The following is an 18,767-nucleotide window of genomic DNA, read 5'->3' as shown; positions in this document are numbered from 1 at the left end:
AATCGTCTATGGTATGAATATCGCACGACGCGTACGTCGCTCATCAGCATGATAGCAACGATTAATAGAGCTTTTTGTGATATTTGCGCAGCGCTGAGAAGCCTGACCAACGGTTCGACGTAGCTTACCTGCCCAGGATGGCATTTTTTCTATACAAAGATTATTTTTTGTATAAGTAGTAAGTGTTTTTTTTGACAAAAGTGATACATGCAGGTAGCCTGTTAACGAAATGGATACGACAAATTGCTAAGGAAGCATCATGTTGTCACTCACCTCTTCAACCGTGCTCGCGGTGCTTCAGGGCATCATGTCCCGCCACGGCATCACGCACTCAGAGATGCTGCCATCGGCAGGCACTGCTGAGCGTGACAGTTTGGTACAGGCTGTTACGCGTTTTTTTGGTCTCTCTGATGGAGAGCTGCTGTCACCTACTTGCATCACGCTTGAAGAGTGGGCCACGGCGCTGAGTGAACAGGGTGATTTTTCTCATCTCCAGCTTTTCGATACCGCTATTGGTGGTGCGTTCAGCCATCAGCTGCAGCGTCAGCATCGTTACGAAGCCGCTTTCTTGCAGCAGGAAGCCATCGCACTGCAAACGCTGCTGACCGTCGATACCCAACCTCAGCGCTCGCTGGTGAGCTGGCTTTCCAAGCAAACGGCGCCAGGGTTCGTGCTGGGTGCTTTGCTGCCTCAGCAGGCAGGGTGGCAGCCTCGTTCGCTGTTCGACCATGCCAACGCTCTGTGGGAGCTCAAGGCGGGTGATATCATGGTGACCAGCGAAGACCGCTGGCGCCAGCTGGCCCAGCGCCTTCCTTCGTTGCCCATGAGCATTACTGCCGTATCGACCGCACCATTGGACAAGAAAACCTATCGCGCGCTGTTGGCCAAAGGCGTGGCTCACATCATCGAGCTGCACTGCCAGCCGGGGCTGGGTGTGCTGGCAGCACGCCGTTCCCAGAATGCGCCGTTCGAGCTGCTGCCGCATTGGCACCCCACCGAAAGCGACAATTTTCTGCTCAAGCTGATCAAGGGCGGCGTGCCCGAAGAAGTGAAACTGGCGCAGCCGCTGCGTTGGGTTGGGGCGCGCCACTTTCGCCCGCAAGAGAATGCCTGGGCCGAAACGGTCCGTGTGGATCGCGCAGCTCTTCGAGTGGCGCCCGCGTGGCAGCCTGCAGCCGAGCATCATCAGGGCAGCAGCGCCGCCTGAGTGCGACGTGCGCTCACAAACGCACGCTTACACGATCGCGTGAGGTACGAAGCAGGACGTGTCCTTGGTAATTCTGCCCACGTCTTCGCGAATGCCGATACCACAGGCGCGATCGCCCACCACCCAGCTGCCGACCAGGGCATGCCGCTCCCCAAACCTGGGGAGCGGATGGTACGCCTGACGAATCCATGGGCTATCGGTGTAAGGCCCGTCGACGTTTTCCGACACTCCATCGGGGGTGGTCAGGCTGACGTTGCTGCCTTCCCGGGAGAAAAACGGTTTGCGAACCCAGCCCGGCGCAGGCGAGGCGTTCTCGGTTGGCTCGAAATAGGCGGGCAGCAGGTTGGGGTGGCCTTCGAACTGTTCCCACAGCAGCGGCAGGATACCTTTATTGGACAGAATCGCCTTCCAGGGCGGTTCGAACCAGTGGGTGTCCAGCTGGGTGATCTGCTGGCTGAACGCTTCCACCGCCATCTCTTCCCACGGGTACAGCTTGAAAACTGCCGCCATCGGCTGGTCTTCCAGGTCCACGAAGTGGGACTGACCCGGCGTTACGCCAATATCCTCGATGTAGACGAACGGCGCGTGAAGCCCCGCTTGCAGCGCGATGTCCTGCAGGTAGCGGACGGTAGCCCGCTCCTCGTCGCTGCCTTTCACACAAGAGAAATGCAGCGTGCGGTCGGGGAGCCGGTCGCCCAGATGTGCCAGGGCGTTCAGCAGGCGCTCCTGGATGGAGTTGTACTGGTCGGCATGGCGAGGCAGGATGCCCTGGGCAATGGCCTGTTCCAGCCATACCCATTGGAAGAACCCTGCCTCGTAAAGCGAGGTGGGCGTATCATAATTCAGCTCCAGCAGTTTGGCCGGGCCGTCCCCTGAGTAGGCAAAATCCATGCGCCCATACAGCGGCGGTTGGCCGGAGGTCCAGGAGCGATGGATGGTCTCCCACATGGGTGCGGGGATCGCCAGCCGCTGCAGCAGGGCCTCCGAGCGGCATACGCGGTCGACCAGCGCCATGCACATCTCGTGCAGCGTTTCGGTGGGTGTTTCTATGTCGTGCTCGACCTGCTCCAGTGTGAACTGGTAGTAAGCGCTCTCTTTCCAGTAGGGCTCGCCGTCGATGGTGTGAAAGTGGAAGCCCAGCTGCTGTGCCAGGGCTTGCCACTGGGGTCGTTCAGGAACGGTGATCCTTAGCATGAGGGCTCCGAGTGTAGGTCAGGAGCCCCAGGAGGCAGAGCGCGTGCCCAGGCCACGGCGCGTGGTGGTTTGACGGCTTTGTACCACCGAGTTGCGCATGGCGTCGTTGCGTTGATTGACCCGCTGGGTCGCCTGGCTGGCGGCGGCATTCCAGTTGCCCTGGTTGTCACGGTTGCGATAGACCGGCTCCTGGTAAACCCGCTCGAAGGAACGCCCACGGTTGGTGTTCGACAGCATGCTCCCCATCATGTAGCCCATCATGGCGGGCATGAACCAGCTACCGCCGCCACTGGCCTGGGTCTGCTCTTCATTGGGCGCGGCACAGGCGCCTTCGCCGTGCTCGGCCTCGCAGGCTTCCAGCGTATTGAAGCGCGGTACCGACTCCAGCGCCGCCGTATGGGCCTCCTCACAGGCGCTGCGGGTATAGATATTGGCGGCCACACAGTCTTCGACGCTCTGGAAGCTGCGCGGTTCGTCAAAATTCACGTCGGTAATGTGTTCGTCCTGGGCGGGTTCGGTACAGGCGGTCAGGCCAAAGGCGCCGGTGCCCATCATGGCCAACGACAGCCGTGCACTGCGCTTGCGGCGAGGAAGATGTTGATCTGCCATGTCGAACTCCTTACCAGGTCATGGAAGCGGCGTTGATGAGGCCGACCGCGATGGAAACGCTGCCCACCAGCGTGCCATAAGCCTGGTGCCCCTCGGTGATGTGCTGGGAAAGGCTCTCGCCCTGGCGGCGCAGCATCAGCTTCAAGCCGAAGAACGTGGCGATCTGCACCCCGAAGGCCACGATGCCCCACAGAATGAAATCGAGGTAGCTGATGGAGTTGGCCATGGCGCTATAGAGCGGCAGCGTGAAGCCGAGGATGGAACCGCCGTAGGCCCGTGCGGCAGCGGCATTGCCTTCACGGATCAGTGTCCATTCGTGATGCGGCGTGAGTCGGCTGTAGCAATACATGAACGCGACCAGCATCCCCAGCGCGCTGAGCAGATAGGCAAAGAAGTGCGGTAATCCCTGCAGGTAGTGCAACATGGTGATGTGCTTCCCTTGTGATCCTTGAGGGTCGGTATTGTGACATAGCTGGGCGTGGCTGCGTTACCCGCGACGTGATTTCCCGATCGAGGGGCAGGCAGTACGCAGAATGACGTAAATAAACAGCGTTTGCGCCACTTGAGCAAGACTAAAGGCTAATAGATAAATCGTGTCACCTCCTTAGAATCCCGCGAAGCTTGGTATTTTTACCAACATCCACCGTGTCGTATCGTGTAGAAACTGCGCCTCGTGCCCGCACAGGGTACTGCCCAAGACGCGACCGCTTCGAAGGACCTCCCTCATGCATGCCCTTACCCTGGCATCGTTTCTATTTTTTACGGGCCTGGTGGCCTTCGTCACCTGGCGTATTACACGCCGCGATGACCATCGCAGCACCAACGGCTATTTTCTGGCGGGGCGCACGCTGACGTTTCCGTTGATTGCCGCATCGATGCTGATGACCAACCTCTCCACCGAACAGATGGTTGGGTTGAACGGCTCGGCGTTTACCGACGGCCTGAGCGTCATGGCCTGGGAAGTCATCGCCGTGATTGCGCTGGTTGCTCTGGCGCTGTTTTTCCTGCCGCGCTTCTTGAAAAGCGGGATTGCCACGCTGCCGCAGCTGCTGGCGATACGTTTTGATGCCGGTACCCAGCTCATTGCCAACGTCATCTTCCTGATTGCCTACGCGGTGGTGCTGCTGCCCATCATTCTCTATTCCGGCGCCATTGGCTTGCAGGGCATGCTGGATTTGCAGGGCTTGACCGGCATCGAATCCAGCACGGCCCTGCTGTGGGCAACCGTCTGGGTCGTGGGCCTGATTGGCGCCGTGTATGCGCTGTTCGGTGGTCTGCGCACGGTGGCGGTGTCCGACACCCTCAACGGCGTGGGGCTGCTGATTGGCGGTTTCGTGATCGTTTACTTCGGCCTTCAGGCGGTGAGTGGCGGCACAGGCGTCATGGAAGGCTGGAGCATCCTGAAGGAGAGCGACCCTGGCAAGTTCAACTCCATGGGTGGCCCCGACCAGCAGGTGCCGTTCTCGACCATCTTTACCGGCGTACTGCTGCTGCACCTCTTCTACTGGACCACCAACCAGCAAATCATCCAGCGCACCTTCGCCGCGAAAAATCTGGCGGAAGGCCAAAAAGGGGTGCTGTTGACCGGCTTCTTCAAGCTGCTGGGGCCGCTCTATCTGGTGCTTCCGGGGATCATTGCCTACCACTTGTATGCCGACCAGGGCGTGCGCGCCGATGAAGCCTATGGGCACCTGGTATTCAACGTGCTGCCGCCGTATCTGACGGGCTTTTTTGCGGCGGTGATGGTGGGGGCGATTCTCTCCTCGTTCAATTCGGCGCTGAACAGCACCACCACGATCTTCAGCCTGGGGATCTATAAAGGCGTGCTGAAAAAGGACGCCACGGAAGAGCAGGTGGTGAAATCCGGCAAGGTGTTTGGCTGGATCATGGCCATCAGCACCATGATCATCGCGCCGCTGCTGGCGGGGCAGGATAGCCTGTTCGGCTACCTGCAGCGCATGAACGCCATCTATTTCATTCCGATTCTGGCCGTGGTGCTGGTGGGGCTGTTGACCAAGCGCGTGCCGCCCATGGCCGCAAAGGTGGCCCTGGTAGGCGGCTGTTTGCTGATTGCGGCAGGCTACTTCGTACCGCCGTTCAACAAGCTGCCGCTGGTCATGCACGAGTTCCACTTCGTCGCTGCGGTGTTCGTGCTGCTGGTCGCGGTGATGCTGGCGATCGGCAAGCTGCGTCCCCGCGCCACGGACTGGGTCCAGGAAGCCTCGGGCGATGTCGACCTCACCCCGTGGAAAGGTGCCGTGCCCACCGGCATCGTGCTGGTGGTGCTCGTGGTGATCATGTACGCCTCGTTTGCAGGCGGTTGATCATCGGCCACGTGTAGTAACGCCAACCCCAACGCCAACGCCAACGCCCCGCCTTGCGGGGCGTTGGCGTTTGTCAGCGTTCAAAAAGCCTGAGCGGCGCGTGAGGGCATTGGCTCGATGTCGTTTTCTGTGGGGTAATGGTCCTTGCCGACAAGCGGGGTAGCGCAGACACTCTGTTTACTGCTTTGGTCTCGAGGAGAGAAACCGTGACCCGCCATCTTGCCCTGCTTGCCTATCCTGATTGCCAACTGCTGGATGTGTGTGGCCCTTGGCAAGTGTTTGCCAGTGCCAACGCGTTGAGTGCTCAGCCGTTGTATCACCTGACGCTGGTGGCCGACAGCGTTGGCCCACTCATGACGAACGGAGGGTTGGCGCTGCAGGCGACCCACTCCTACCAACGGCCTCTTCCCCGATTTCCCTTGGATACGCTGTTGGTGGCGGGCGGCAGTGGCGTGATGCAGCAGCGCGATATCCACGAGGTCAAACAGTGGTTGCGGGAGGTAGCGCCTTCCGTGAGACGGCTGGGTTCGATTTGTTCCGGTGCCTTTTTGCTGGCCGCAGCGGGCTTGCTGGATGGCTGCCGTGTGACCACGCATTGGCGCCATGCCGCACAGCTGGCGGCGGAGTACCCTGCCCTGAGCGTCGAGCCCGATGCACTCTATATCGAAAGCCATGGCCGCTACACCAGCGCGGGCGTAACGGCGGGGATCGATTTGGCGCTGTCGCTGCTGGAGGACGATCACGGGTCTGAACTGGCCGGTCGTGTGGCCCGTGAGCTGGTGGTGTTTTTACAGCGTCCAGGGGGGCAGTCCCAATTCAGCGAAGTGCTGCGCCGCCAGCAATCGGCGGGGCCGCTGCGTCGGTTGCTGGATCGGCTCCATGCCGACCCCAGTGAAGAGCTCGGGCTTGCGAGCATGGCCGAGCAGATGGCCGTCTCCCCGCGCCATCTGACGAGACTGTTCAAGCAGCATTTGAACACCACGCCTTGCGCGTACCTGACCCAACTGCGCCTTGAACAGGCACGCCTGGCACTGATCAGCGAATGCGAACAGCTCTCTCTAGAGCGTCTGGCGCAGCGCTGGCGGCTGGGCGGTGCCGAACAACTGCGCCGCCAGTTTCTGCGCTACTACGGGGTATCCCCCTCGGTGTATCGCCAGCGTTTTGCCTCATCCCATGCCGTCCCTGTTCAGGAGGAGTTCTGATGCCATTCACGGTGACGCTGTTATCGCTTTGCCAAGCGCTGCTGGTCACGGGCAACGTCCTGTTGATCGCCGTCTCGCCCTTGATTGGCGCGGCGCTCGCCCCGAGTGCGAGCTGGTCAACGGCCCCGGTGGCTACCCAGTGGTTGGGGCTGATGTGTGCCACTATCCCTGCATCGTTGATCATGGCCAAAGTGGGCCGTAAGCGAGGCTTCATGCTGGGCAATGGGGTGGGTCTGCTGGGCGCGCTCGTCGCGGCGCAGGCCTTGGTGAGCGCCCACTTCGGGCTCTTCCTGGTGGCGACCTGGCTGATCGGCATTGGCATTGGTTTTGGGCAGCTGTACCGCTTTGCTGCGGTGGAAGCGACTCCCGCACCGTTGCGTGACCGGGCGATTGGCCTGGTCATGGGGGGCGGGGTTCTGGCAGCGTTTGCCGGGCCCTGGTTGGCAAGGGTGAGCCGTGAGCTGAGCATGGTGCCGTTTCTGGGGAGTTTCATAGGACTGGCCTTGCTCTACCTGCTCGCACTGGTGGTGCTGATGGCGACGCGGCTACCGCCTGTCTCCCAGACGCACGGTGCCGCCAATGCCATGCCGTTGCGCCACATACTCCGCCAGCCCGGGTTCATCGTGGCGGTGAGTGCGGCGATGGTGGGGTACGGGGTCATGAACCTGGCCATGACCGCCACACCGCTTGCCATGGCGGGGGCGGGGCATCATTTCGATCACGTGTCGATGACCATTCAGTGGCACGTGGTGGCGATGTTTCTACCCTCTTTCTTGACGGGGCATCTGGTCACGCGTTTTGGCGCCAGGCAAATGATCGTGGCCGGATGCCTGCTGCTGGTGATGAGTGCGCTGGTGGCTCAGTGGGAGGGCGGCCTGCTGGGGTTCAATGTGGCCCTCATTCTGCTGGGGCTTGGGTGGAATTTTACGTTCTTGCCCGCCACCGGCCTGCTGACCCAGAGCTACCGACCAGAGGACAAGGCCCGCACCCAGGCCACCAACGAGTTCATGGTATTTGGCACCGCCGCCCTGACCGCGCTGCTGGCAGGTCCCCTGGTCAATGGCCTGGGTTGGGCAACCCTCAACCTGGTGTTGGTGCCTGTGGCGCTGGTGCCTGTAGCACTGCTGCTTTGGCAGCGGCATGTGCCCCCCGCCAGTGCTTAAAAATCCCCCGGCGCGCACTGCAGGCAGGTAAGCCCCAGGGCGCGCCACTGGGCGACCACGGCATCACGGTCGTCCAGTACCAGCCAGGGCGCGAAGCCGTCGCTGCGCATTTGATCGAGTAGCGCGGCTTTTACCTCTTCATCGTCCACATGGTCATCGCCCTCGGGGCGCAGGTACATGGCATCGAAGGGGATGGCATGGCGGTCGAGCCAGGCCTGGGTATGCTCGCGGTGGCTGTCCGGGCGGCCGCTGCAAATGACGATTTGCTGGCCCTGGGCTTTCAGCAACTTGACCAGTTTGGCCACGGGTTCGATGACCGGCGCCTGGGCCATATGGGCGAAGAAGGGGTCCCACTGTTTGGCGGGGCCCAGCACCCACTCATGGACTTGCTGGGGGTGAAATTCGGCAAGCGTGCCGTCGACGTCAACGATGACTGCGGTCATGACATGGATTCCTGAGATGAAAAGAGTGAAACGGCCGAACCTTGAGAACGGCTGCTGAGGGCAAGCCGTGCCTGGGTCGTCAGCCGCGTGCCTAGACGTTCGCGCCAGTGGTCAATGGCTTCATCGTCCAGTCGCGTAAACAGAGGCACGACCTGAGCAGCCTGGAGCTGATGGGCCAGCGCCACCAAGTGCGAGGCGCGCAGATGGACGTTCCAGCGTTGCCAAAGCACCTCGTTGGCGGCCAGCTGCGCACAGCGCTGTGGCGTCAGGTAGCCGGTGTGCAGCAGACGATGGTCGGGCCAGTCGGCGGGCTGGTCGTCACGGTCGCTGACCAGCCAGAGTGTCGGATGGCTGGCGTTGGGCCGCTGGAGCAGGGTGCCGATGGCGTCGTCCAGCCCGTCACGCCGCAAACCGCATGGTAGCGCCAGCAGAGCGGCAAGGTTGTCGCGGATGATGGGGTCGATGGCCAAGGGGAGCTGTCGGCGATTGGCTTCCTCTGCCAACCACAGTGCCATTTCCAGCGCCCGTCCCGTTTCCGGTACCGGCAGCACCAGTGGCGTGTCCAGAGCACTGCTCAGGGTATCGAGGCAGTGTGCCTGGGGCTGGTCGTAGCTGCCATAGGAGGCGTCCAGCAGCGCCGTACGGGCAGGTGGCGGCGTATCGAAGGGAAACAGCCGCGACTCGAAACAGGCATCGCCGCTATAGAAAAGTCCGCCCGCCACGTCGAGATGCAGCCAGACTCCCCCCAGCGAGTGGCCCGCCTGGCCGGTGGTGACGGTAATGCCCTCCACTTCGAGACGGCCGCGATAGGGCAGTGGCTGCCACGCTCTGTGGGGCGGCAGCGCCTTGGCGACCAGCGGCGTGCAGTAGAGCGGCAGCTGCTCGGGCAGCTCGGCCCCCCCGCCAATATGATCGATATGATCGTGGCTGATCAGCACGGCGTCTACCGCGAGCCCCGCCGCCCAGGTGATCGCCTCACCGGGATGCAGTGCGCCGCCCGCATCCAGCAGCAGGCGTTTGCCCTGGGCCTCGACCACGATGGCGGCCGGGCCCTTGTCGCCCAGCCCGCTGAGGATCTCCATCAAGGCGCTCATTGGTCGGGCTCCAGACACCAGCCTTCCAGCAGGCGTACTGCGACCTGCTGACCTTCGCCAAGGGCGTGGGGATGATACGCCAGCAGGGCATCGCCGGTGCTCAGACGCAGGTGTAGCTCGTAGCGCTCACCGCGAAAGGTCAGCCGTTCAACGCGGGCGGTCAGATCGTGGGGATTGGGGGCCGTGGCATCCAGATGCACGTGCTCCGGGCGCACCAGCACGGGTTGCGAACGCGCGGTGAGCGGCGCGGCCAGCCCGTTCATCAAAGCGCTTTCGGTGAGACGCTGGCTAGGCGCGCCGCTGGCAATGTGAAGCAGGCTGCCCTGGCCGATAAACCGCGCGACCCATTCGCTGCGCGGCGCTCGGTAGAGCGTTTCGGGCGTGGCCCACTGTACCAGCTCGCCCTCCCGCATGACGGCAATGCGGTCTGCCATGGCCATGGCTTCGCTTTGGTCGTGGGTGACGTAGACCATGGTGGCCTGGGTCCGCCGGTGGAAATCCACGAAGCTGTGCTCCATGGCGGCCCGCAGGTTGCGGTCCAGGTTGGCGAGCGGTTCGTCCAGCAACACCACGTTGGGGTCGGTGACCAGGCAGCGGGCCAGTGCCACCCGCTGGCGCTGGCCGCCGCTGAGGGCCTGGGGCGAGCGCTGGGCATAGGGGGTCAACGCCACCTGCTCCAGCGCCTGGGCGACTCGGCGTTGGTAGTCGCTGCCTTGAATGCGGCGCAGCTTCAGCGGGTAGCCCACGTTGTCGGCCACGCTCATATGGGGCCATAGCGCGTAGGACTGAAACACCATGGCCATGTTGCGCTGCTCGGGGGGCACATGGTGGTGGGCGCTGGCCAGCAGCGTCTCACCGAGCGTCATGGTGCCGCTACTCACCTGCTCGAACCCTGCCAGCATGCGGAGCATGGTGGTTTTGCCGCAGCCGCTGGGGCCCAGCAGCGCCACGAATTCGCCGGGAGAGATATCGAGGGTGACGCCATTGACCGCGGTGTGTTGGCCAAACTGTTTGGTGACGCGGTCGAGCATTAGCCTTGCCATGGCACGACTCCTTTGGGTAAGCGAGGGGCCATCAGGCTCAGCAGCAGCATCAAGGTGGCCACCATGGCCACGACCAGCACGGCCACCGCCGACGCCAGCACGCTTTCGCCCCCTTCGTCCAGGTTGAAGATCAATACGCCCAGGGTTTCGTTGCCGGCGCTCCAGAGCAGCGCCGACACGGTGAGCTCGTTGACGGCCAGCAGGAATACCAGCAGCCCACCGGCAAACAGGGAGGGCGCGATCAGCGGCATCACGATGGTGGCCAGCCGCCGCCAGGGGCCAGCTCCGGCCAACTGGGCGGCTTCTTCCAGCGAGGGGTCGAGCTGCGCAAGGCTGGCGCTGACCGGCTTCAGGCAGACCACCAGAAAGCGCGCCAGGTAGGCCACGAAAATTAGCCCAAGGGTGCCGTACAGCGCCAGATTGATCAGTGGCAGCGGGCGCACGAACAGCAGAATGCAGGCAATCGCCAGCACCACGCCAGGCAGGGCATAGGGCAGCTCGATGACGCTGAGGGTGAGCTGCTGTAGACGAGGCGGCAGGCGCTGAAGACGGTACGCCAGGGGCAGGCTGCACAGCATCAGCACCAGCGCGGCGCCGCCTGCCAGCCAGAAACTGTTGCGCACGGCCCGCCAGGTGGCGCCCTGTCGGCCGATGACCTCGTGGTAGGCGTTGAGGGTGATGGTATCCAGGCTCAGGGGAACGCCCATGGCCGGGACCAGCGAGCTCACCACCAGCGCGAGCAGCGGCGCCACCAGGATCAAGAGCAGCACCATGATCAGCAGTGTCGTCACGCCGGTACGCCAGCGCCCCAGTGAAAAGTCGTGGGCTCGACCGCTGTGCCCACCCAGGCCAAAGCGGCTGCGATTCATCCAGTACTGCTGCAGGGCTACCCCGGCCAGGGCCAGCACACCAATCAACAGGGAAAGCGCCGCCATTTCTGCCAGCACGCCGGTGCCAAAGTTGGCCATGCGCTGGTAGATCAAGGTGGGCAGCACGTAATAGCCTGCGGGAATGCCCAGCATGGCGGGAATGCCAAAATTGCCCAGGCTGGAGATGAAGGCCATGGCCGCACCGGCGATCAGGCCGTGCCGGGTCACGGGCAGAATGATATGCCCCCAGACCTGACCCTGGCGGGCGCCGCTGATGCGGGCCGCTTCGACCAGCTCACGGGGGAGCGACATGAGCGAGGTACGCAGCGCCAGAAATACCAGCGGTGCACTTTGAATGCCGAGCAGCAGCGCAATGCCTTCGGCGGAATAGAGCGGCTGGGGGCTGCCCAGCGGCGGTGCCATGCCGATGCTTTTCAGTAAAGGGCTGGCCGGGCCGAACAGCTGTAGCCAGCTCAGCGCGGTGACTTGGGGCGGGATCATCATGGGCAGCATGAAGCAGAACACCAGCCAGGCCTTGCCGCGAATGTCCGTCAGGGTGATCACGAAGGCGAACAGGCTGCCCAGCACCAGGGCAATCAGCATGCCCAGGCCCGAGGTGTACAGGCTGTGCCACAAGGCGCGCCAGGTGCTGGCCGCGTTGAGCACTTTCCACAGCGGGGCACTGCTGCCCTGGCCCAGGTCGCTGAGGGCTTCCATCAAAAGCCGCAGGCTGGGCGCCAGGCTGAGTAACACCACCAGCAGCGTGAGCAGGGTAAGCAGCCAGCGATGCTGGCTGCCAACGTTCAGCGAAGGGCTCATCATCAACCGCCAAACAGCTCATTGAAACGCTGCTTGAGCGCCTCTTCCTGGGACAGCGCTTGCTCGATATCGACCGGCATCAGCTGAATCGAGTCGCGTTCGGGAAAGCCTTCCGGCGGAGCAACGTCCGGGTGCGCAGGCAGGTAGCCCTGCTGGCTCACCAATTCCTGCCCGGCTTGGGAGAGCACGAAATCGACGAATTTCTGGGCAGCATCCGGGTGTTGGGCTTCCGCCATGATGGCGACGGGTTCGGTCACGGCGCTGACGCCTTCCTCGGGGAAGACGAACGCCACGGGGGAACCCTTGGCCGCTTCACGGATAGGCAGGAAATCCACCACGATGCCGTACGGCTTGGTGCCTGCTGCCACGGCGTTGAAGACGCCACCGTTACCGCTTTGGGCTTCCGTACGGTTGGCGTGCAGGGCGTCGTAGTATTCCAGGCCCAGCGACGTTTCACCGATGGCGGCCATGTGGATCAGCGCTGCGCCGGAGTAGAGGGGGCTGGGCATGGTGACCAGGCCTTCGTATTCCGGGCCAATCAGGTCGGCCCAGCGTTGCGGCTGGTGCTCGGCACCCGTGTTGTAAACGATCCCGGTGGTAATGAGCTTGGTGCCGTAGAAGTAGCCGTCGGCGTCGTAGAGCGCCTCATCGTAGGCGTCGCGCTCGGGGCTCAGATAGGGTTGCAGATGGCCCTCCTGCTTCAGCGACTCCATGGTCATGCTGTCTGCGATCAGCAGCACGTCGGGGTTGCTCACTCCTGCGGCCAGCTCCGAACGCAGGCGAGTCATCAGGCGCGTGGTGCCGTCGCGCACCCACTCCACCTCGATCTCCGGATAGGCCGCCTGGAAGGCATCCACGGTTTGCTGGGCGTCGCTGTTGGGCTGGCTGGTATAGAGCACCAGCGTTTGGTTGGCCAACAGAGGCGTGGACAGGGCAAGGCTTGCAAGGGTCACGGCATGACACAACGAACGCTTCAACATCGGGGAAACCTCCAGTAGGTGAACAGTGATCACACTACTGTCATCGCCTTACAACATCGTGACACTAAGCTTTCGTTTGAAAGTGAATGGCTTTCGTCGAGCAGAAAACGGTTTTCGTTTTGCTGGCGGCAACCTTGAAGGGAAAACCGGGAGGAAGCATGGACGTCAATCAACGTCGGCGGGCGGTACTGGCCTGCGTGCGGGACGAGGGGCGGCAGACCCTGGAGGCATTGGCGCGACGGTTTGGCGTCTCGGTGCAAACCGTGCGCAGCGACATACGCTCGTTGGCCGAGCAAGGGCTGCTGCTACGCCGACACGGTGAGGTGATGGCGTTTCCTGACCAGGAGAATGTCGGCTATGACCAGCGCCAGATCGTCAATCAGGCCGGCAAACGACACATTGCCCGTCAGGCAGCCTCGCTGATTACCGATCACCAGTCGCTGTTTTTAGGCACCGGCACTACGGTGGAGCAGCTGGCCGATGCGCTGCACGGCAAGCAGGGCCTGCAGATCATGACCAACAACCTGCACGCGCTGATCAAACTGTGTGCCCTGGAGTGCGAGCTGGTCGTGGCGGGTGGTCGCGTGCGCCGCCGCGACCAGGACGTGATAGGCGGTGATGCCTGGCGCTTCTTTCAGCGTTATCGGGTCGATGTGGGCATCGTCTCGGTGGGCGGGATGGATAGCCAGGGCCTGCTGTACGACTACAACGATGACGAAGTCATGGCCCGAGAGGCGCTGCTGGCCCACGCGGCGTACCGTATTCTGGTACTGGACAAGACCAAGTTCGACCTGCCGCTGCGCTGCGCCGCCGGATCGCTGGCCGACTATCATGCGGTGATCACCGACAGCCCTTTGCCCGACCGGTTAAGAAGCCCGTTAGCGGCCCAAGGCGTTTGCTTCATGAGCGGAGGTTAGGCATCGTGCCGCTCATCCGGCAACCGCTTGAAATAGACGTAGCGGTGTAGGCGGATGGCCGGGCGTATCAAAAGTTGGATACTGCCAATGACAAACAACCAAACGCCCACGGTTTGCACTGTTCCCTCGTAAAAGAAGCAGATGCTACCGATGACGAACCACAGCCCTATCATGAAATCATTGATGATACCGAGCACCTCGTAGCGGCGATGAATCACCAGTTCCTCGCGCCCCATGGTGAAGGTGAGGTCGTTGCTGGACGAGACAGTGTGCTGGGCCATGTTCGCTCCTTTGTGGGCAAAGAAAACTCAACTTACTTGTTAAATACGGTTTCCATGTCGATGGCTTAGCCCGCGTTGACGATGGTGTTGACAAAGTTCAGCGGCTGGGGGGTATCGATCACCTCGGCCCACAGGTCGTACTCGTCGGCATGGGTGACGCGTGCTCTGACCAGGTCGCCGGCGCGCAGCGCATGGCGGCTTTCCAGATAGACCATGCCATCGATTTCCGGGGCGTCGGCTTCGCTGCGGCCAATGGCGCCTTCGTCGTCCACTTCGTCAACCAATACCTCGATCTCACGATCGATCTTGGCCTGCAGGCGGGCTGCCGAGATCTCCTGCTGGTGGGCCATGAAGCGCTCCCAACGGTCCTGCTTCACGTCATCGGGCACCTGCGCCAGGCCCAGCTCATTGGCGGGGGCGCCCTCCACCGGGGAGTACTGGAAGCAGCCCACCCGATCCAGCTGCGCTTCGCTCAGCCAGTCTAGCAGGTACTGGAAATCATCTTCGGTTTCACCGGGGAAGCCGACGATGAAGGTCGAGCGGATGGTCAGTTCGGGGCACTGCTCGCGCCAGCGTTTGATGCGCTCCAGGGTACGGTCTTCGAAGGCGGGGCGTTTCATCGCCTTGAGCACCCTGGGGCTGGCGTGCTGGAAAGGAATATCCAGGTACGGCAGGATCTTGCCCTCGGCCATCAGCGGAATCAGCTCATCCACGTGAGGGTAAGGGTAGACGTAATGCAGGCGCACGCGAATGCCCAGCTCGGACAGCGCATCGCACAGTTCGGTCAGGCGCGTTTTGACCTGGCGCCCGTGCCACTCGTTCTCCACGTAGCGCACATCGACGCCATAGGCGCTGGTGTCCTGGGAGATCACCAGCAGCTCTTTCACTCCGGCCCGCGCCAGGGCTTCGGCTTCGCGCAGTACCTCACCCACGGGGCGGCTGACCAGCTTGCCCCGCATGGAGGGAATGATGCAGAAGCTGCAGGTATGGTTGCAGCCTTCGGAAATCTTCAGGTAGGCATAGTGGCGCGGCGTCAGCTTGATGCCCTGGGCGGGCACCAGGTCGATGCGGTGGTCGTACTCGCTGACGAAGGGCACCGCGCTATGCACGGCGTTCACCACCTGCTCGTACTGCTGTGGGCCCGTCACCGCCAGAACGTTGGGATGCACGTCGCGAATCACGGACTCATCCACCCCCATGCAGCCAGTCACGATCACCTTGCCGTTTTCGGCGATGGCTTCGCCAATGGCGTCCAGGGACTCGGCCTTGGCGCTGTCGATGAAACCGCAGGTATTGACGACCACCACATCGGCGTCGTCGTAGGTGGGTACGATCTCGTAACCATCGGTACGAAGCTGCGTCAGGATGCGTTCGGAATCGACCAGTGCCTTAGGGCAGCCTAGCGACACAAAACCGACCTTGGGTGTGGACATAATGGGCCTCGAGGAAGAGAACTGAGGGGCGATCACCTTGAGCAGAGGCCCCAGAAAAGAACATGGCGAGTAGAGAAAGGGCGGCATTTTAGCGCCCTTGACCAGCGGGGGGAACCTCTACGCGTTGGATTCGCCAACGTGTTCGGCAGGCGACGCCGCCGTCAAGAGGTGGCAAACTAAATTGAAGGCTCGACAAGTGTATGAAACGAATGCCTAACCGAAATGGCAACGATTGCCCTTGGGCAGCGCAGGAGCAAGGACAATGAAGAGTGATAGGTTGCTGAACGCCATCGAGCATGAGCTCAGACCACGCTGCCGCTTACGGTTCAGGCAGGAGTTAGAGGCGCTCTTCGAACAGGAAACGCACCAGACACGCCAACGCCATCTGGTGATCATGGGCCTGATCACCGCTCTTCTTTATGTCCTGTTCCTGATCAACGACTACAGCTTTCGACCCGAAGCGTTTCTGGCCTCCGTGATGATTCGCGGTGTCATCTTGCTACCCATGGCGCTGGCGATTTTCTGGTGGGTCTATCGTGGGGTGCCGCCGTGGCTGCGTGAAACGCTGATGGCAGGGCTGGTCGTGATCGCCATGATCGGCTCCAGCACCATTTTCTACATTTCCAGCTCGCCGCACTCTTATCTGGATGTCTTTTCGTTTGGTCTGATCCTGGTGGCTGGAAACATCGTTTTTTCGTTGCGTTTTCCTTATGCCTTGACGTCCACGGTGATCAGTATCGGGGTCATGAGTGTCTTCGTATTTTATTACGAGCCTATGCCAATCGAGGCCAAACGTTTGGCTATGTTCGCTATTCTGGTCAAGGCGGTGTTTACGTTGATGGCCAACTACCGCCTGGAGTACAGCGAACGAACCTCCTTTCTGCTGCTGATGCGTGAAAAAATTCAGGCAGGCCATATGCAGAGTGCCAATCATCAGTTGACGCGACTCTCGGTGACCGACCCACTGACGGACATCGCCAACCGCCGCCAGTTCGATGCCATTTTTCCCGCGCACTGGCAGGTGGCCCAATTGGAACAGCGTTGTTTGGCCATCATGGTGATCGATATCGACCACTTCAAAGCCTACAACGACTATTACGGCCACCTGCAAGGAGACCTATGCCTTCGCCAGGTGGCCGCCGCGTTACAATCCAACAGCCGATCCGACGATCTGGTGGTGCGCTATGGCGGTGAGGAGTTCGTGATTCTGATGCCTCGCACCGAGCCGCATACGGCACGTCAGGCCGCAGAGCGTATCCGTGAGAGTATCGAAGCGCTGGCCATTGCGCATGCTGGGTGTGGCCCTGATGCCAACGTGACGGTGAGCATCGGGGTGGCCGCCATGCAGCCCACCGTAGGGCAAGAGGAAACGGTACTTTTCATGGCAGCCGATCAGGCGCTTTACGATGCCAAGCGCCAGGGGCGTAACCGCGTCTGCATGACGCCCCTGGCAGAAAGCTGACCGTCTAGAACGACGCCGCGCTGGCGAGTGGGCTGGGTGCAGGCTTGCGCGGCGGCAGAGCCAGCACGTTATCCTGGCGTGGCTGCGTGCCCTGAAGGGTCGTTAGTGGGGGTTGGCGTTCGCCGATAGGCATGAACGCGTGGGCGCTGTGGGCCAGGTGAGACACTTCTCTGGAGAGGAGGTCGACGGCATTGATGTAGGCATCCATGCTGGTCGCGCTCTCCTGGGTGCCCTGGTCGATCTGAGCGATGGCCTGGCTGATCTGAGCGATGCCTTCGCTCTGTTCGCGGGCGGCGGCGCGGATCTCCTCCATCAGGTCGTTGACGTTATGGCTCGCCTGACGGATACGGCCCATGGCATCCCCGGCGGAGCCTGCCTTGTGCTGGCCTGCCTCGATGCGCTGGCGGGCCGTTTCGATCAGTGTCTGCACCTGATGGGCTGCCTCGGCTGACTGACGGGCCAGGCGGCGTACCTCTTCGGCCACCACCGCAAAGCCTCGGCCATGTTCACCGGCCCGGGCAGCTTCGACGGAGGCGTTCAGCGCCAGAATATTGGTCTGGAAGGCAATATGGTCGATGGTCTTGACGATGCCCGCCATGTCCTGGGACGTGCTGGTAATGCCCTCCATGGCATCATCCAGTTCCTGCATGATGGCCACGGCCTTGTCCACTTCGCCCACGTTACCCACCGACGCCTGGCTGGCCAGTTGGGCATTTTCCGAACTTTGCCGAACGGTAGACGCGATCTGCTCGGCGCTGGCAGCCGTTTGCTGCACCGCAGAGGCCTGCTGATCCACTCGATGGCCCATGGCCTGGTTATGCCGCGACAGCTCCTCCACCGAGGGCATGACCCGGGCAATCCGCTGGTCCAGGTCGCCAATCAGTGCATCCAGCGAACGGCGCATGAAGTTCATGGTGGCCAGGGTGTTGTCCATGGCTTTGTTGCCCACGGTAGGGACCTGAGCGTTCAGGTCGCCTGCCGCGATTTGCAGTGCAAAGTCGTTGGCTTTGTGCAGGAAGCGACGCAACCGACGCGCCTGGCGCCACTGTAGCGCGCTCAGCAGCAGCCCGCTGGCCAGCACCATCATCACCAGCGGCAGGGTCACCGAGGTGGCCACGTGGCCCTTTAGCCACCAAGCGCATCCCGCCATCAGTAGCCCCGTGGTGAACAGCGTCATCAGAACGCCGGAAATGCTGGCCAGTCGCGGCGCCCACCAGGCGACACTTGCCAAGCGCTTCAGCGGGTTACGCGCCATGATCTCACCGTGCTTGACCGTGTAGCGACCCTGCTGCTCACGAATGTCCTGATAAATACGCTCCGCCTCGGCCACTTCTGCCTGTTCCGGTTTTACCCGAATGGACACGAACCCGGTGATTTGATTGTTTTCACGGATGGGCACCACGTTGGCACGCACCCAATAGTGGTCTCCGTTCTTGCGCCGGTTCTTGACCAGCCCGGTCCAGTACTGGCCCGCCTTGAGGTCGCTCCACATATCGGCAAACACCGGGGCAGGCATGTCAGGGTGGCGCACCATGTTGTGTGGTGAACCCACCAGCTCCTCATAGTCGAAGCCACTAATCTCGACGAAGCGATGGTTGGCATAGGCGATGTGGCTGCTTCGGTCGGTTTTGGAGATCAGCACATCATCATCGCGTAGAGGGTGTTCCACTTGGGTAACAGGGCCGTTGTTTTTCATGATGGAGTACCTGTGGGAGGAATACCTGATT

At 61.9% G+C, this 18,767-nt stretch carries 17 protein-coding genes; 6 read left to right on the top strand and 11 right to left on the bottom strand.

The genetic code is table 11. From position 1 onward, the window contains the following. Positions 1 to 259: 259 nt before the first annotated feature. Positions 260 to 1,207 (top strand): hypothetical protein, encoded by a 948-nt coding sequence (locus tag HSS18214_RS0109855; protein ID WP_016915134.1) that lies wholly within the window; start codon positions 260 to 262, stop codon positions 1,205 to 1,207. Positions 1,208 to 1,234: 27 nt separating this feature from the next. Here HSS18214_RS0109855 and HSS18214_RS0109850 read toward each other — a convergent pair whose 3' ends face one another. Genes HSS18214_RS0109850 through HSS18214_RS0109840 form a run of 3 tightly spaced genes read right to left on the bottom strand, consistent with a single transcriptional unit; the run spans position 1,235 to position 3,434 of the window. After that, positions 1,235 to 2,401, bottom strand: coding sequence for a glutathionylspermidine synthase family protein (locus HSS18214_RS0109850; protein WP_016915133.1), 1,167 nt, complete (start codon positions 2,399 to 2,401; stop codon positions 1,235 to 1,237). A gap of 18 nt (positions 2,402 to 2,419) precedes the next feature. Next, a complete protein-coding gene (locus HSS18214_RS0109845; protein ID WP_016915132.1) occupies positions 2,420 to 3,010 on the bottom strand; it encodes a DUF1190 domain-containing protein in 591 nt (196 codons plus the stop codon). A gap of 10 nt (positions 3,011 to 3,020) precedes the next feature. Beyond that, a complete protein-coding gene (locus tag HSS18214_RS0109840) occupies positions 3,021 to 3,434 on the bottom strand; it encodes a DUF350 domain-containing protein (RefSeq protein WP_016915131.1) in 414 nt (137 codons plus the stop codon). 301 nt (positions 3,435 to 3,735) lie between these two features. Between HSS18214_RS0109840 and HSS18214_RS0109835 the strand changes: the two genes are divergently transcribed. From HSS18214_RS0109835 to HSS18214_RS0109825, 3 genes are all read left to right on the top strand, one after another. Continuing rightward, on the top strand, positions 3,736 to 5,334 hold the full coding sequence (locus HSS18214_RS0109835) for a solute:sodium symporter family transporter (RefSeq protein ID WP_016915130.1): 1,599 nt from the start codon (positions 3,736 to 3,738) through the stop codon (positions 5,332 to 5,334). 206 nt (positions 5,335 to 5,540) lie between these two features. Beyond that, a complete protein-coding gene (locus tag HSS18214_RS0109830; protein ID WP_016915129.1) occupies positions 5,541 to 6,536 on the top strand; it encodes a GlxA family transcriptional regulator in 996 nt (331 codons plus the stop codon). Continuing rightward, complete coding sequence (locus HSS18214_RS0109825) at positions 6,536 to 7,699, top strand: MFS transporter (RefSeq protein ID WP_016915128.1); 1,164 nt, start codon at positions 6,536 to 6,538, stop codon at positions 7,697 to 7,699. The genes HSS18214_RS0109830 and HSS18214_RS0109825 overlap by 1 nt, the downstream gene beginning before the upstream one ends. On the opposite strand, the gene HSS18214_RS0109820 is transcribed toward HSS18214_RS0109825, so the two are convergent. From HSS18214_RS0109820 to HSS18214_RS0109800, 5 genes are read right to left on the bottom strand one after another with little or no spacing between them, the layout of a single operon-like run. After that, positions 7,696 to 8,142 carry a phosphatase domain-containing protein gene (locus tag HSS18214_RS0109820; protein ID WP_016915127.1) on the bottom strand — a complete coding sequence of 149 codons (447 nt, stop codon included), beginning with the start codon at positions 8,140 to 8,142 and terminating at the stop codon, positions 7,696 to 7,698. The two genes, HSS18214_RS0109825 and HSS18214_RS0109820, sit on opposite strands and share 4 nt — an antisense overlap. After that, on the bottom strand, positions 8,139 to 9,236 hold the full coding sequence (locus tag HSS18214_RS0109815) for an MBL fold metallo-hydrolase (protein ID WP_016915126.1): 1,098 nt from the start codon (positions 9,234 to 9,236) through the stop codon (positions 8,139 to 8,141). The genes HSS18214_RS0109820 and HSS18214_RS0109815 overlap by 4 nt, the downstream gene beginning before the upstream one ends. Further along, positions 9,233 to 10,279, bottom strand: coding sequence for an ABC transporter ATP-binding protein (locus HSS18214_RS0109810; RefSeq protein WP_026001854.1), 1,047 nt, complete (start codon positions 10,277 to 10,279; stop codon positions 9,233 to 9,235). The genes HSS18214_RS0109815 and HSS18214_RS0109810 overlap by 4 nt, the downstream gene beginning before the upstream one ends. Beyond that, entirely contained in the window at positions 10,267 to 11,967 is a 1,701-nt protein-coding gene (locus HSS18214_RS0109805; RefSeq protein WP_026001853.1) for an ABC transporter permease, read from the bottom strand. Before HSS18214_RS0109805 ends, HSS18214_RS0109810 begins: the two co-directional genes overlap by 13 nt. Before the next feature lie 2 nt (positions 11,968 to 11,969). Continuing rightward, entirely contained in the window at positions 11,970 to 12,947 is a 978-nt protein-coding gene (locus HSS18214_RS0109800) for an ABC transporter substrate-binding protein (protein ID WP_016915123.1), read from the bottom strand. A gap of 158 nt (positions 12,948 to 13,105) precedes the next feature. On the opposite strand from HSS18214_RS0109800, the gene HSS18214_RS0109795 reads away from it, so the two are divergent. Then, positions 13,106 to 13,864: a DeoR/GlpR family DNA-binding transcription regulator gene (locus HSS18214_RS0109795; RefSeq protein WP_016915122.1), complete on the top strand. Its 759-nt coding sequence runs from the start codon at positions 13,106 to 13,108 to the stop codon at positions 13,862 to 13,864. Here the strand turns inward: HSS18214_RS0109795 and HSS18214_RS0109790 are convergent. After that, positions 13,861 to 14,145, bottom strand: a complete 285-nt coding sequence (locus HSS18214_RS0109790) for a YrhK family protein (RefSeq protein WP_016915121.1) — start codon at positions 14,143 to 14,145, stop codon at positions 13,861 to 13,863. The two genes, HSS18214_RS0109795 and HSS18214_RS0109790, sit on opposite strands and share 4 nt — an antisense overlap. A 65-nt stretch (positions 14,146 to 14,210) precedes the next feature. After that, positions 14,211 to 15,578, bottom strand: coding sequence for a 30S ribosomal protein S12 methylthiotransferase RimO (rimO, locus tag HSS18214_RS18045; protein ID WP_016915120.1), 1,368 nt, complete (start codon positions 15,576 to 15,578; stop codon positions 14,211 to 14,213). Positions 15,579 to 15,840: 262 nt separating this feature from the next. Between rimO and HSS18214_RS0109780 the strand changes: the two genes are divergently transcribed. Beyond that, positions 15,841 to 17,040 carry a GGDEF domain-containing protein gene (locus HSS18214_RS0109780; RefSeq protein ID WP_016915119.1) on the top strand — a complete coding sequence of 400 codons (1,200 nt, stop codon included), beginning with the start codon at positions 15,841 to 15,843 and terminating at the stop codon, positions 17,038 to 17,040. A gap of 4 nt (positions 17,041 to 17,044) precedes the next feature. Here the strand turns inward: HSS18214_RS0109780 and HSS18214_RS18040 are convergent, their stop codons facing one another. Beyond that, complete coding sequence (locus HSS18214_RS18040) at positions 17,045 to 18,736, bottom strand: methyl-accepting chemotaxis protein (RefSeq protein WP_016915118.1); 1,692 nt, start codon at positions 18,734 to 18,736, stop codon at positions 17,045 to 17,047. Positions 18,737 to 18,767 lie beyond the last annotated feature (31 nt).

The sequence above is a fragment of the Vreelandella stevensii S18214 genome, assembly GCF_000275725.1.
In the GTDB taxonomy this organism is placed as follows: Bacteria; Pseudomonadota; Gammaproteobacteria; order Pseudomonadales; family Halomonadaceae; genus Vreelandella; species Vreelandella stevensii.
The sequence above is the reverse complement of the archived record's forward strand: the minus strand, read 5'-3'. Positions and strand labels throughout refer to the sequence as shown.

What these genes read in the sequence shown, in the direction of transcription:
- HSS18214_RS0109800 (WP_016915123.1), bottom strand. Translation starts at nt 12,947, where the DNA reads ATGTTGAAGCGTTCGTTGTGTCATGCCGTGACCCTTGCAAGCCTTGCC.
- HSS18214_RS0109810 (WP_026001854.1), bottom strand. Translation starts at nt 10,279, where the DNA reads ATGGCAAGGCTAATGCTCGACCGCGTCACCAAACAGTTTGGCCAACAC.
- HSS18214_RS0109825 (WP_016915128.1), top strand. Translation starts at nt 6,536, where the DNA reads ATGCCATTCACGGTGACGCTGTTATCGCTTTGCCAAGCGCTGCTGGTC.
- HSS18214_RS0109850 (WP_016915133.1), bottom strand. Translation starts at nt 2,401, where the DNA reads ATGCTAAGGATCACCGTTCCTGAACGACCCCAGTGGCAAGCCCTGGCA.
- HSS18214_RS0109795 (WP_016915122.1), top strand. Translation starts at nt 13,106, where the DNA reads ATGGACGTCAATCAACGTCGGCGGGCGGTACTGGCCTGCGTGCGGGAC.
- HSS18214_RS0109815 (WP_016915126.1), bottom strand. Translation starts at nt 9,236, where the DNA reads ATGAGCGCCTTGATGGAGATCCTCAGCGGGCTGGGCGACAAGGGCCCG.
- HSS18214_RS0109840 (WP_016915131.1), bottom strand. Translation starts at nt 3,434, where the DNA reads ATGTTGCACTACCTGCAGGGATTACCGCACTTCTTTGCCTATCTGCTC.
- HSS18214_RS0109790 (WP_016915121.1), bottom strand. Translation starts at nt 14,145, where the DNA reads ATGGCCCAGCACACTGTCTCGTCCAGCAACGACCTCACCTTCACCATG.
- HSS18214_RS0109820 (WP_016915127.1), bottom strand. Translation starts at nt 8,142, where the DNA reads ATGACCGCAGTCATCGTTGACGTCGACGGCACGCTTGCCGAATTTCAC.
- HSS18214_RS0109855 (WP_016915134.1), top strand. Translation starts at nt 260, where the DNA reads ATGTTGTCACTCACCTCTTCAACCGTGCTCGCGGTGCTTCAGGGCATC.
- HSS18214_RS0109835 (WP_016915130.1), top strand. Translation starts at nt 3,736, where the DNA reads ATGCATGCCCTTACCCTGGCATCGTTTCTATTTTTTACGGGCCTGGTG.
- HSS18214_RS18040 (WP_016915118.1), bottom strand. Translation starts at nt 18,736, where the DNA reads ATGAAAAACAACGGCCCTGTTACCCAAGTGGAACACCCTCTACGCGAT.
- HSS18214_RS0109805 (WP_026001853.1), bottom strand. Translation starts at nt 11,967, where the DNA reads ATGAGCCCTTCGCTGAACGTTGGCAGCCAGCATCGCTGGCTGCTTACC.
- HSS18214_RS0109780 (WP_016915119.1), top strand. Translation starts at nt 15,841, where the DNA reads ATGAAGAGTGATAGGTTGCTGAACGCCATCGAGCATGAGCTCAGACCA.
- rimO (WP_016915120.1), bottom strand. Translation starts at nt 15,578, where the DNA reads ATGTCCACACCCAAGGTCGGTTTTGTGTCGCTAGGCTGCCCTAAGGCA.
- HSS18214_RS0109845 (WP_016915132.1), bottom strand. Translation starts at nt 3,010, where the DNA reads ATGGCAGATCAACATCTTCCTCGCCGCAAGCGCAGTGCACGGCTGTCG.